Here is a 12,674-nt window from a genome sequence, read left to right on the forward strand (position 1 = left end):
GCACCGCATCCACAACCACCCCCACGCATCCCACTCTCGAACGGTTGAGCGACAGCGGGTAATACCCCGGTAAAAACCCCACCCCTCGGAATGGGAGCCCACCTCCTCCGCGTTGCAGCTTGTCGGAGGGGCCCCACACCCTCCGACAGGCATGCCCGCAACTAGGAGGATCGCCACGTGAGCCAGTACGTCAGCAGGCTCGGGCGTCGCTCTCCGGCGGCCCCCTCACGGCTTCGGCTGCACCGCAGGCCCCGCCGCGTCGCCATGCTCTCCGTGCACACCTCTCCCCTCCACCAGCCCGGCACCGGCGACGCCGGCGGCATGAACGTCTACATCGTCGAGCTCGCGCAGCGCCTCGCCGCGATCAACATCGACGTCGAGATCTTCACCCGGGCCACCTCCGGCGGCCTCCCGCCGACCGTCGAACTAGCCCCCGGCGTCCTCGTCCGGCACGTCGACGCCGGCCCCTACGAGGGCCTCGCCAAGGAGGACCTCCCGGCCCAGCTGTGCGCCTTCACGCACGGCGTGATGCAGGCCTGGGCCGGTCACCGCCCCGGCTACTACGACCTCGTCCACTCGCACTACTGGCTCTCCGGCCACGTCGGCTGGCTCGCCGCCCAGCGCTGGGGCGTCCCCCTCGTGCACGCGATGCACACCATGGCCAAGGTCAAGAACGCCAGCCTGGCCGACGGGGACACCCCCGAGCCCGCCGCCCGCGTGATCGGCGAGACCCAGATCGTCTCCGCCGCCGACCGCCTCATCGCCAACACCTCCGAAGAGGCCGACGAACTCCTGCGCCACTACTGCGCCGACCCCGCCAAGGTCGCCGTCGTCCACCCCGGCGTGAACCTGGAACGCTTCCGCCCCGCCGACGGCCGCGCCGCCGCCCGCGCCCGCCTGGACCTTCCGCAGGACGCGCTGATCCCGCTCTTCGCGGGCCGCATCCAGCCCCTGAAGGCGCCCGACGTGCTGCTCAGGGCCGTGGCCGTGCTCCTCGACGAGCGGCCCGAGCTGCGCTCCCGGATCGTCGTACCGATCGTCGGCGGCCCCAGCGGCAGCGGCCTCGCCAAGCCGGAGGGGTTGCAGAAGCTGGCCGCGCGGCTCGGCGTCGCGGACGTCGTCCGCTTTCGGCCGCCGGTAGGCCAGGAGCAGCTGGCGGACTGGTTCCGGGCGGCCTCCGTGCTGGTCATGCCGTCCTACAGCGAGTCCTTCGGCCTGGTGGCGATAGAGGCGCAGGCGGCCGGCACCCCCGTCCTCGCCGCCTCGGTCGGCGGCCTGCCCGTGGCCGTACGGGACGGCGAGACCGGTTTCCTGGTGCGCGGTCACGATCCCGCCGACTACGCGCGCGTGCTGCGCCGTTTCGCCGACGACCCGTCCCTGGCAGACCGTTTCGGCGATGCCGCCGCCCGGCACGCCCAGTCGTTCGGCTGGGACACCGCGGCCGCCGCCACCGCCGACGTCTACATGGCCGCGACCCAGTCCCACCGCCGTCGCGTACGCTCGGCCCATGGGTGATGTGGACAAGGCCGCACAGGTCATCGAGGGGGTCCTGAAGGACGCCGAACTGGAGTGGGAGAGCCCCGGGCCCGGCAACTACGTCGTACAGCTCCCCGGTACCCGCAAGCTGAAGACGACCGTCTCCCTCCTGGTCGGCCGGCACTCCCTCTCCCTGAACGCCTTCGTCATCCGGCACCCCGACGAGAACGAACCGGCCGTCCATCGCTGGCTCCTGGAGCGCAACCTCAAGCTGTACAGCGTAAGTTACGCCGTCGACCGCCTCGGCGACATCTACGTCACCGCCCGGCTCCCGCTCGCCTCCGTCAGCCCCGCCGAGATCGACCGCCTGCTCGGCCAGGTACTGGAGGCCGCGGACGGCGCCTTCAACACCCTTCTGGAGTTGGGCTTCGCCGCCGCGATCCGCAAGGAGTACGCGTGGCGGGTGTCCCGGGGTGAGTCGACGCGAAATCTGGACGCGTTCACGCACCTGATCGAACGCCCGGCTGACTGACTTCAGGTCCAGACCTGATTGACCCCTGCATGACTCTTTCGAGGTGACAGGGCACCGTGGCATGCTCGCGGCCGACGCACATATGAACGTCGTTCACAACCATGAAAAGCCGCCATAAAAGAGCCGCCATGGGAAGGACGTACGGAATGAGCACCACCGGAATGAGCACCACCGGCATGAGCACCGCCGGTATGAGCACCGCCGGTATGAGCACCGCGCACCAGGGCATGACGAGACGGAGCCTCCTCGCCGGTGCCACGGCGGTCGCGGCGACCGCCATCGCGGGCACCCCCGCCCGGGCGGCGGGCACCACCACCGGGGCATCGGCCGCCCCCGCCGGCGCATCGGGTGGCGTATCGGCCGCATCGGGCGGCGTATCGGCCGCATCGGGTAGCGAAGTCCCGTCCCTATGGCGGGAGTTCACCCGCACCCCGTCCACCCACCCGCAGATCCCGTACGTCGGCCGGGCCGGAGCGGCGCGGATCCGCCGCCTTCCCGTGGTGGCCGACGTCCGCGCGTACGGCGCGGTGGCCGACGGCGTCACCGACTGCGCCCCCGCGATCAACCGTGCCATCGCCGCTGCCGCCAGGGCCGGCGGTGGCACGGTCACCATCCCGCCCGGCACCTTCCGCATCGACGGCCTGGTCCACCTCGCCTACGACCACGTGGTGTTGCGCGGCGCCGGCAGCGGCCGTACGACGCTGTACGCGACGAAGAACCTCACCGAGCTGATCGGCCCGTACGGCTCCCGCTACGGCGGCACGAAGTCGGCCTGGTCCTGGGCGGGCGGCCTGATCTGGCTGGCCCCCAAGGCCCGTTGGGACTCCCTGACCGCCGCGATCAGGGCGCAGGACTGGCCGTTCGAGGGCTGGACCGGCAACAAGCGGGACGAGTGGGAGCAGTTGACCCCGGCCGCCCCCGCCCGCCGGGGCGAGTGGACGGTCACCGTCACCGACCCCTCCCGGCTGCGCCCCGGCCGCCTGGTCCTGCTGCGCGTCTCCGACGACTCAGCTCACACCCTCCTCCAGCACATGTCGGGCGACGGCCCGGGCCCGGCCGCGTACTACTGGGAGGACAAGACCAAGCTGCTGTCCTACGTCCCCTACGAATGGCCCGTCCGCGTCACCGCCGTACGAGGACACCGGGTGACACTGGAGCGCCCGCTCCCGGTCGACCTGCGCCCCGAATGGAACCCGCAGCTCACCACCCACGTCCCCGAACTGACCGGATCCGGGGTCGAGGGACTCACCCTGGACGTCGTCGAGACCCCGCAGTCCCCGCACCTCCTCGACAAGGGCTACAACGGGGTCGTCCTGCAGTGCGCGTACGACTGCTGGGTGGACGACGTCACGGTCCGCAACGTCGACAACGGCTTCGGCCTGGTCGCCGCCTCCGCCTGCACCCTGCGCCGTACCCGGGTCGGCGGCCGGGGCGAGCACCACCCCTACTTCTGCCGCGAGGGCTCGCACGACAACCTGATCGAGGACTTCACGGTCGAACAGCGCACGGTCCCGGCCGCCTCCGACACCCAGCTCCACGGCATCAACGTCGAGGGTCTGTCGTCGCACAACGTGTGGTCGCGCGGCGAGATGCAGATGGGCACCTTCGACTCGCACCGCGGCCTGCCCTTCGCCAACGTCCGCACCGACATCACGGTGAACAACAACGGCCGGCACGGTGGCGACGCCAACGCGGGGCCGCTGTTCGGGGCGCGGTTCACGCACTGGAACGTCCGCGTGACCAACGGCCGCGCGGGCCTGATGCGGCTGGACGGCCTCGCCCCCTGGTCCGCGACGGTCGGCCTGAACGACGTGACGGAGTTCGACCAGATCGACGTACCGGACTTCACCGGCGACCTGCGCTCCCGCCTCGAGCTGTACGGGACGTGGGACGCGGTGCGGCCGCGGAACCTGTACGAGGCTCAGCGCGCGCTGTCCCGGTAGCGCCCCGGGGTCACCCCCACCAGCTTCCTGAAGTGCCGGGTGAGATGGGCCTGGTCGTAGAAGCCGGTGGCGGTGGCCGTCTCGCCGGGCGGGACGCCGTCGAGCAGCAGCCGGCGGGCGCGGCCGACCCGGCGGGACATCAGGTACTGGTGCGGGGCGATGCCGTACGCGCCGCTGAACGCCCGGACCAGGTGGGCCGGATGGGTGTGCAGCAGTTGTGCGGCCTCCGCCAGGGCGAGCCCCTCGCCGACCCGCTCGTCAAGGAGTTCGCGGAGGGCACCGGCTAGGGCCGGGTCGGAGGGTTTCGGCGCCGCCGTGAGCCGGGGGCGGAGCAGGTCGTGCAGCCGCTCGCCGATGAGGGTGAGCCGGCTCTCGGCCTCCAGTTCGTCGCCGGGGCGGGCGAGCGAGGCGTGCAGCTGGCCGACGCGGCGCCGCAGCAGCGGGTCGCGCAGGTCGGGTCCGTCGACGGCCGCGCCGATGAGCTCGTCCCCGAGGAGGGTGCCGTCCAGGTAGACCACCCGCTTGCGGAAGCCGTCCGCGGTGGCCGGGGAGCCGTTGTGCGGCACGTGCGGGGGGAGCAGCGAGACCGTGTCACCCGGGGTGCCGTGCTCATGCCGTTCGAGGTCGTACCGTACGGCGCCGTCGTCCACGATGAGCAGCGTCCAGGCGTCATGGACGTGCATCGGGTACGCGTACTCGGTGAAGTGCGCGTGGAAGACCTCGGTGACGCCCGGGACACGGGGGCGCCAGGCGGTGACTTCCTCCGTGAGGTGCTGCCGGGCGGCCATGCAAAGAACGTACAAGACGAGGCCGTACGACGATCGGCAGTCTCATTGCATGAGCACTGAACCCACCGAGCCCACCCCTTCCGACGTCCGCGCGGAGGTCCGCGCCGGCGTTCGCGCCGACGGCCGCGCCGAGACCCGTGCCGAGGCCCGCGCCGACGTCCGCGCCGACATTCGCTTCGACACCAAGATCGCCGTGCTGCTGCGGGACGACCTGGAGCCCTGGCAGCGCCTCAATGTCACCGCGTTCCTGGTCAGCGGCCTGGGCGCGACGGTCCCCGAGGTGGTCGGGGAGCCGTACGAGGACGCCGACGGGGTGGCGTACCTGCCGATGTTCCGGCAGCCGGTGTTGGTCTTCGAGGGCACGAAGGAGACGATGAAAGCGGCGCACGAGCGGGCGCTGAGCCGGGCGCTGCCCCGGGCCGTGTTCACCGCGGACCTGTTCGCCACCGGCAACGACCGCGACAACCGCGCGGCCGTCCGGGCGGTGCCGACGGCGGAGCTGGACCTGGTGGGGCTCGCGGTGTACGGGCCGCGGAACGGGGTGGACAAGGTACTGAAGGGGGCGCGGATGCATCCGTGAGGCCGGATGTATCGATGGGGGCCGGATGTATCCGTGAACGGCGGACCGGGCCGGGGGGAGGACCGGCTGACTGGGGCGGTGGGAGGACCGGCCGACTGGGCCGGTGGGAGGACCGGCGGACTGGGCCGGTCGGAGGAATCACATGGCGTGACCGGGTGATCTGATCATCACACTCGCCCCAATCCCTGGCGAACGACGCATCTGACTGTCATGCGACTCATCAGATTCAGCAGCATGGCAGCGGTGGCGACGGTGGCGGCGGCGGTCGTCACGAGCGTGACGGGCGGACCGGCGACCGCCGTGGGCCAGGACGACGGGACCCAGGTTCCCTGTAGCACGACCGCACTGACCACTGCCATCGTCGCGGCGCCACCGGGCGGGACTCTCTCCCTCTCCCGGGACTGCACCTACCATCTGACCTCTGCCTTTGACGGCAGCGGTGCGGGTCTGCCACCCATCGTCCAGAGCCTCACGATCCGGGGCAACGGTGCGACGATCGTCCGCGACGGAATCGGGACCGCCTCGTTCCGGATCTTCCGTGTCGCCTCCGGCGGCAACCTCCGTCTGGAGGACCTCGTTGTCCGCGGCGGGCGCACCAGCGGCAACGGCGGGGGCATTCTGGTCGACTCCGGCGGCAGGCTCACGCTGGTCGGCGTCGACGTGATCGACAACATTTCCTTGTTCAACAGCGGTGGTGGTGTGGCGGTGTCGCCGGGCGCCACGGCGGTCGTACGGCGTGGCTGGCTCGCGTTCAACAACGCCATCAGCGGTGCCGGGCTGTACAACAGGGGCACGCTGAGCGTGGATGACTCCGAGTTCAGCCGCAATCACGCCCGGACCGTCGGCGGTGGTCTCTACCTGGACTCCGGCACCGCCTTCGTGCACGCGAGCGTCATCAGGCGCAACACGTCGGCCACCAGCGGCGGCGGCCTCACCAACAGCGGCACCGCATCGCTGGAGGTCAGCGATAGCAAGATCACGAACAACACGACCACCGGTGACGAGGGTGGCGGAATCCAGAACCTGTCGAAGCTGAGGCTGGAGAAGACCGAGCTCAGCGGCAACGTCGTCGGAGGCACGGCGGGCGTCGGCGGTGGCATCTACAACGCCACCGGCAGCGCCGTGCTCGTCCTGAAGGGCAGCGAGGTCCTTCGCAACAGCGCGAACGGCCCCGGCAACTCCCAGGCCGGCGGCATCTACAACGACGCCGGATCGGTGACCCTCGACCACACCCACGTCCGCGACAACGCCTCCACGCTGGCCCCCGGAGGCGTCTTCACGACCAACCAGTTCAAGGTCATCGACTCGAGCATCACCCGCAACATCCCGACCAACTGCGCGGGAAGCCCCACCGTGGTGACGGGCTGCACGAACTGAGGCGGCCGGGTCGGGGCTCGTCGGTCGGGGCGAGGACAGGGCGCGTGCCGCTCAGGCGCGCGCCTCGGCCTCGACCGCGTCCTTGGCCTCTGGGACCTCTGCCTCGGCCTCGACCGCGTCCTTCGCGACCGGGGTGCCCTCTTCCGGCAGGCGCTCTTCCGGCAGGCGCTCTTCCGGCCCGCGCTCTTCCGGCAGCCGCCGCATGAGAAGGCCGTACCCGAACGCCGCCGCCGTCCCCACGATCGCGCACACCCCCCACAGCCACCGCGCCCCGAACCGGTCGATGACGACACCGGACATCAGCGGCGCGATGAGCGCGGCGGCGGACCAGGACAGCGAGTACATGCCCTGATAGCGCCCCCGCCCGTGCACCGGCGAGAGCCGCACCACCAGCCCCGTCTGGGTCGGCGCGTTGACGATCTCGGCGAGCGTCCACACGCACACGGTGAGCGCGAAGACCCCGACGGACCCGGCGAAGGCGGTGAGCCCGAACCCGTACCCCGCGAGAAGGGAGGAGACGACGAGCAGCGACCGCGGGTCACGGTGCTCGATGACCCGCGTGACGGGAATCTGGAGTACGACGATCAGCACGCCGTTCACCGCGATGGCCAGGCCGTAGTCGGCGGGCGAGAACCCGGCCTCGCCCATCGCCACCGGCAGTCCGACGGACCCCTGCTGGAAGACCAGGGCGACCAGGAAGGACAGCCCGACGACGGCCATGTACCGCCCGTCTCGCACCACGGTCCAGAGGCTGACCGCGCCGCCGCCCTTGGTGCTGTCCCCCTTGGCGGCGCGCTCCGGCCGCGACTCGGGCAGCTTGGCGAAGACGAGGACGGCGCAGACGGCGGTCATCCCGGCCTCGATCAGGAACCCGGCGCGGTAGCTGACCTGGGCGATGAACCCGGCCCCCATGGACGACACGGCGAACCCGAGGTTGATCGCCCAGTAGTTCAGCGAGAACGCCCGCACCCGGTCCTCCGGCCGCACGATGTCGGCCATCATCGCCTGCACGGCCGGCCGGGAGGCGTTGGAAGCCATGCCGACGAGGAAGGCGACGCCGGCGATGGCGACGGGATCATGCACGAACCCGAGCAGCGCGACCGCCCCCGCGGTGGAGCCCTGGGCGAGCAGCAGGGTCGGCCGCCGCCCCAGCCGGTCGGCCATCACCCCGCCGCCGAGGGCGGAGACCACCCCGCCCAGTCCGTGCAGGGAGGCGACAAGCCCGGCGTAGGAGGCGCTGTACCCCCGGTCCAGCGTGAGATAGAGGGCCATGAACGTGGCGACGAAGGCGCCCAGCCGGTTGACGAGGGTGCTGGTCCACAGCCACCAGAACTCACGGGGCAGACCGGAGACGGTCTCCCGGACAGCGCGTCGCAAGGCGACGGACGGCATGACTCCCCCAGGACAAGGTGTAAGCGACGCAAGGAATGAGTGGACATTACTTTTGCCTCGCTCACCTGAGCCACTCAATTAACAAAAGCAGTCAACTGTCCGACGTCTGGGACGCCCTCCGGGCGCGGGCGCTCCGCCCCGAACCCGTGGATTACGCTCTGACCCATGGCCGACGCACCGTACAAGCTGATCCTCCTCCGCCACGGCGAGAGCGAGTGGAACGCGAAGAACCTGTTCACCGGCTGGGTGGACGTCAACCTCAACGAGAAGGGCGAGAAGGAGGCGGTCCGCGGTGGCGAACTCCTGAAGGACGCCGACCTCCTCCCCGACGTGGTCCACACGTCGCTCCAGAAGCGTGCCATCCGCACCGCACAGCTCGCCCTCGAAGCGGCCGACCGCCACTGGATCCCGGTCCACCGCAGCTGGCGCCTGAACGAGCGCCACTACGGCGCGCTCCAGGGCAAGGACAAGGCGCAGACCCTCGCGGAGTTCGGCGAGGAGCAGTTCATGCTCTGGCGCCGCTCGTACGACACCCCGCCCCCGCCGCTGGACCGCGACGCCGAGTACTCCCAGTTCGACGACCCGCGCTACGCCACGCTGCCGCCGGAGCTGCGCCCGCAGACGGAGTGCCTCAAGGACGTCGTCGTCCGCATGCTCCCGTACTGGTTCGACGGCATCGTCCCCGACCTCCTGACCGGCCGCACGGTCCTGGTCGCCGCCCACGGCAACAGCCTGCGCGCACTGGTCAAGCACCTCGACGGCATCTCGGACGCCGACATCGCGTCCCTGAACATCCCGACGGGCATCCCCCTCTACTACGACCTCGACACCGACTTCAAGCCACTGACCCCCGGCGGCCGCTACCTCGACCCGGACGCGGCGGCAGCGGCAATCGAGGCGGTAAAGAACCAGGGCAAGAAGAAGTAGGGTTTGTGATCATGCCCCCGACCTGCGCGTACGGCGCAGGGTGGGGGCATTTTCGCGACTTGGGCCCACCGTGGGCCCTCGGCGCGCCTGACCGCGCCCGCTGAGCGGCGTGAGCAGCCGAGGAGCCGACCGGATCCCCGCCGGAGTTACCCGCTCACCGGGAACCTGAGGTGCGGCGAGCGGCAAGGCGTTGTGTGTCGCCGGGGGAAACCTCTACGCCGAGGGCGGTTCGAGAAACCCCTGCCGAGAGGGGGAATCTGTGAAGTGGACTCCGGAAAAGCCGCTTTAACGGATTTCGATTCCCTCCAGGGAGGGGTTCTGGATGCCTTAGGAGCCGGACTCCCTCCCTGGAGGGATTCCGGGAACGGCTTTGAGGGTTATATCTACATCACGCGCTGGTTCGACTTATGGAAACGGGTCAAGATCAGCAACGCGGGATGTTCTAGGGGGTGGCTCCCCTGGGGCCCCGCAGAGTGAGGGCCCCGTCCGTACGGACGGGGCCTCTTGCGTGCCATGCCTGTTCGGGACGACAGGACTCTATCCTCGAACCCGCCCTCCGCGCACCGAATGTGTGGTGCTGTTAGGAGTTCTGATTCTGGCGCCAGTTACGACTATCTGGTGCGGAGAGTGATCGCTTCGGATCGAGATTGACAGCCGGAATCCCTTGCTCCGTCCGGAGTTTGAGTGGATGACGACCTTCCCGGTAGCATTTGACGCTAAGCCGGTAAAGGAGCCCCTGCCAGGTCCCTGCATGTTGTCGGCGAAGTGCGTATGACCCGTTTCCAGTTCGCGGCGGGCTCCGGTCGGTGACCGGAGCCCTACCGCCTACCCGCTAGGGAAGTCGATGTCCGAAGGGACCATCGCGGTAGTTCTGATCTTCGTGATCGTGCTGGCCGCCGCTTGCTATGCCATCTACCACCTCAAGAGCAAACCCGTTCGAGTCGCGGCCGTGATCGGTGCTCTGGCTGCTCTGGTGGGAGCCCTGACTCCTGTCGTTCGTGTCATCATGGATCAGCCCGTCTCCCCCCACACCTCCACCGTTGCTCCAGGATCGGTAACGGGTTCTGAAGCCACGCCGTCAGAATCGGCGAGTGTGCCGTCGGCGCGAGCGGGCGAGTCGCACGAGCGCGCCGGGGGGAAGTAGGGCATGGCTGCCGTGGAACTCCCCACCGTGCCGGAGTCCGACCCTCGCGCGTTGTCGGCGGATCCCGACGCCTACGCCAGGGTGAGGCGGAACCGGATCAGGCGCGTTCTCAGCCGTTTCTTCGACCCCTACCGGGTCCAGCCGGAAGCCATAGACATCCTCACTGACCTTTGCCGACTCCACGACAGGGGCTCTGGGAATGACGACGTACTTTCTGGTGCACTGTCCCGTCGGAGCACGAGGTGCGTGTTCCTCTACAGCGGCTATGTGGTGACGGATCCGCTCAGGCGTACTTCTCGGCTGTGGAAGGGTAGATCATTCTTTGGAACCAGCCACGTATGGGATGAGGGCGTCACGGAGCTCGAAAACCCGCAGGTAGTATCGCGTGGACCCGTTACGGCCCTCTCCCTCCCTGGCAGGGCGCTGCGTGAGGCGGTTCTTCACGAGCCGACTCTGGGGGTGGCCCTGCTGCGAATGACCTTCGAGCAGCAGCAGATCACGGAGGTTGTTTACGGCGCGAGCAATGAGATCCCCCTGGTTAGGGTTGCCAGGATGCTCGACTACCTCGCCGTCAGCAGATCGGTTGTCGTCAAGGCTGGCGGTGGCAAGACTGTGGTGACCTCGCAGCGCAAGAAGTTGATCGTAGGGCCGACTCAGACCGATATTGCTGACGCTCTCGGCATGGGCCGGGCGACGGTCGAGAAGGCGCTCGCCACCTTGCGCAAGGAAGGCGTGCTGATGGTGACGCCTCCCGGGCAGCACCGGAAGAACCGGCACTACGAGATCGCGGACGAGGAGAAGTTGAAGCTCATCGCGATGGGCGTCACCACCCCCAACTAGGTGGATGGTCCGTCCCGTCCGCGCCGATCGCGGGTCTCGTGATCATGCCCCTGAGCTGCGCACACGGCGTGACTCAGGGGCGTTTTCACGGCATGGGCCCACTGCGGGCCCTCAGTGCCCCGGATACTGCGGTCGGAGCGCGTGCCCGATGGCCTTCCGGGCGCGGTCCCGGCTACTGGGCATGAGGTGCGCGTACACCTTCAGCGTCAGTCCCGGGTCGGAGTGCCCCAGGTACTCACTGACGGCCTTGATGCTCTCTCCCGCGTCCAGCAGAACCGACGCGTAGAAGTGCCTCAGGGCGTGCATGCCGTGCTCCCGCGCGGCGGCATGCTCACGGCTCTTGGCTTTGGGGATGACGCCTGCCTTGGCGAGCGAGGGCTTCCAGTGGTCCTCATTCAGCGACGTACGCCAGACGTGGCCGCCGTTGGGTCCGCTGAAGATGAGCCGCTTGGTCACCGGCTGGCCGGTCGCCCGCATCCACGGCAACGTGACTTCGACGGGCGGGAAGCGCTTGATGTGCTCCTTGAGCGCTTCCACCACGGGATCGGGCAGAGGCACGTCACGGAGCTTCCCGCCCTTCGGGGGCGCGAACACGGCCTTGCTCAGACTCAGCTTGAGCTGCTGTACCACGTGCAGGGTGTTGCTCTCGAAGTCCAGCTCATCAACGGAGAGTCCGAGGATCTCGCCCTGCCGTAGCCCGCAGCCGGCGCCCACGTCGACCATGGTCCGGAAGCGGTCCACCATGGCGGCCCGTACGGCGAAGACACGTTCCGGCTGCCAGGGCACGACGCGACGCGTGCCCATCTCGGGGAGCGTCACCGTGCGGGAGTTGCAGGGGTTCCGGCGAAGGTAGCCGTCCTCTACGGCTGCCGACAGGACGGCACGGACGTTGGAGAAGATCACACGGGCGTACGCGCCGGACATGCCGGACGCTTCGAGCTGGGTCACGAACTCGCGGATGTGGCTCGGCTGGAACGACCCGAGCTGACGCGACCCTATGCGCGGGAACGCGTGCAGCTTGAGCTGAGACTGCATCGACGCGCGGGTGTTCGGGTCCCCGCTCTGGCTCGCCAGCCATTCCTCTGCGAACTCCTGGAAAGACGTCCGGGAGGCGTTCGGGTCGATGTAGTCGCCACGGGCCACGTCCGCCGTGATTTTGCTCAGCCACTGCTCAGCGAGTCGCTTCTGTCCGTCGGGGAAGGACTTCCCCTTGCGCTTGCCGTCGGGCGCGAACCAGCGGACCCGGTAGCGCATGCCCGTGCCGTAGCGCTCGGTCTTGACTCGGACGGTCTTGCCGTTGGCGTTGGTCTCGGTCCTATACCAGCGGTCTTGGATGCTGCCAGCCATGAGAGGCGGGGTCCTTTCCCAGCATGGAGCAGGGGCGGCCGTTCAACGGCCACCCCTGACGGTGTGTGAGGCTGCGTCAGGCCGCGACGCGGTCGACGTTCTTGAGCTGAGTGACGTAGGCCCCCACTTCGGCGGGGTCGTAGCGAACGTGCTTGCCGACGCGGAAGCCGGGGGGACCGGTGCGCTTCCTGCGCCACTGGTAGACGGTTTCGAGGGGGACGCCGAAGATCTCGGCGATGTCGTCGGGAGTGAGGTACCGGTCGGGGCGACCGCTGCGGAGGGTGGCGCGGGGGTCGGGTTGAGCGGAACGAGTTCGGCTCATGGGGTC

At 69.3% G+C, this 12,674-nt stretch carries 12 protein-coding genes; 8 read left to right on the plus strand and 4 right to left on the minus strand.

The window, feature by feature from the left end; genetic code table 11:
• Nucleotides 1-177 precede the first annotated feature (177 nt).
• The 3 genes from mshA (at nt 178) to AB0N16_RS22915 (ending at nt 3,951) form a co-directional block, all read left to right on the plus strand.
• Complete coding sequence (gene mshA, locus AB0N16_RS22905; protein ID WP_365799476.1) at nt 178-1,515, plus strand: D-inositol-3-phosphate glycosyltransferase; 1,338 nt, start codon at nt 178-180, stop codon at nt 1,513-1,515.
• On the plus strand, nt 1,508-2,008 hold the full coding sequence (locus AB0N16_RS22910; RefSeq protein WP_365799478.1) for a YbjN domain-containing protein: 501 nt from the start codon (nt 1,508-1,510) through the stop codon (nt 2,006-2,008). The genes mshA and AB0N16_RS22910 overlap by 8 nt, the downstream gene beginning before the upstream one ends.
• A gap of 206 nt (nt 2,009-2,214) precedes the next feature.
• Nucleotides 2,215-3,951, plus strand: a complete 1,737-nt coding sequence (locus tag AB0N16_RS22915) for a glycosyl hydrolase family 28-related protein (protein ID WP_365799981.1) — start codon at nt 2,215-2,217, stop codon at nt 3,949-3,951.
• Here AB0N16_RS22915 and AB0N16_RS22920 read toward each other — a convergent pair.
• A complete protein-coding gene (locus AB0N16_RS22920) occupies nt 3,930-4,739 on the minus strand; it encodes an AraC family transcriptional regulator (RefSeq protein ID WP_365799480.1) in 810 nt (269 codons plus the stop codon). The genes AB0N16_RS22915 and AB0N16_RS22920 overlap by 22 nt on opposite strands.
• 49 nt (nt 4,740-4,788) lie before the next feature.
• Between AB0N16_RS22920 and AB0N16_RS22925 the strand changes: the two genes are divergently transcribed.
• Both AB0N16_RS22925 and AB0N16_RS22930 read left to right on the plus strand, forming a co-directional pair.
• Nucleotides 4,789-5,319, plus strand: coding sequence for a DUF2000 domain-containing protein (locus AB0N16_RS22925; protein WP_365799482.1), 531 nt, complete (start codon nt 4,789-4,791; stop codon nt 5,317-5,319).
• A 234-nt stretch (nt 5,320-5,553) separates the two neighbouring features.
• Nucleotides 5,554-6,696, plus strand: a complete 1,143-nt coding sequence (locus tag AB0N16_RS22930) for a hypothetical protein (RefSeq protein ID WP_365799484.1) — start codon at nt 5,554-5,556, stop codon at nt 6,694-6,696.
• Nucleotides 6,697-6,747: 51 nt separating this feature from the next.
• On the opposite strand, the gene AB0N16_RS22935 is transcribed toward AB0N16_RS22930, so the two are convergent.
• Nucleotides 6,748-8,088 (minus strand): MFS transporter, encoded by a 1,341-nt coding sequence (locus AB0N16_RS22935; protein WP_365799486.1) that lies wholly within the window; start codon nt 8,086-8,088, stop codon nt 6,748-6,750.
• A 165-nt stretch (nt 8,089-8,253) separates the two neighbouring features.
• On the opposite strand from AB0N16_RS22935, the gene AB0N16_RS22940 reads away from it, so the two are divergent.
• From AB0N16_RS22940 to AB0N16_RS22950, 3 genes are all read left to right on the plus strand, one after another.
• Nucleotides 8,254-9,015, plus strand: a complete 762-nt coding sequence (locus AB0N16_RS22940) for a phosphoglyceromutase (protein WP_351709070.1) — start codon at nt 8,254-8,256, stop codon at nt 9,013-9,015.
• Nucleotides 9,016-9,859: 844 nt separating this feature from the next.
• Entirely contained in the window at nt 9,860-10,159 is a 300-nt protein-coding gene (locus AB0N16_RS22945) for a hypothetical protein (RefSeq protein ID WP_365799488.1), read from the plus strand.
• Between the two features lie 3 nt (nt 10,160-10,162).
• On the plus strand, nt 10,163-10,999 hold the full coding sequence (locus AB0N16_RS22950) for a helix-turn-helix domain-containing protein (protein ID WP_365799490.1): 837 nt from the start codon (nt 10,163-10,165) through the stop codon (nt 10,997-10,999).
• A gap of 111 nt (nt 11,000-11,110) precedes the next feature.
• Here the strand turns inward: AB0N16_RS22950 and AB0N16_RS22955 are convergent, their stop codons facing one another.
• Together AB0N16_RS22955 and AB0N16_RS22960 are read right to left on the minus strand one after the other, a co-directional pair.
• A complete protein-coding gene (locus AB0N16_RS22955) occupies nt 11,111-12,346 on the minus strand; it encodes a tyrosine-type recombinase/integrase (RefSeq protein ID WP_365799492.1) in 1,236 nt (411 codons plus the stop codon).
• A 76-nt stretch (nt 12,347-12,422) separates the two neighbouring features.
• On the minus strand, nt 12,423-12,668 hold the full coding sequence (locus tag AB0N16_RS22960) for a helix-turn-helix domain-containing protein (protein ID WP_365799494.1): 246 nt from the start codon (nt 12,666-12,668) through the stop codon (nt 12,423-12,425).
• Between the last annotated feature and the right edge of the window lie 6 nt (nt 12,669-12,674).

The sequence above is a fragment of the Streptomyces sp. NPDC051105 genome, from assembly GCF_040682795.1.
In the GTDB taxonomy this organism is placed as follows: Bacteria; Actinomycetota; Actinomycetes; order Streptomycetales; family Streptomycetaceae; genus Streptomyces.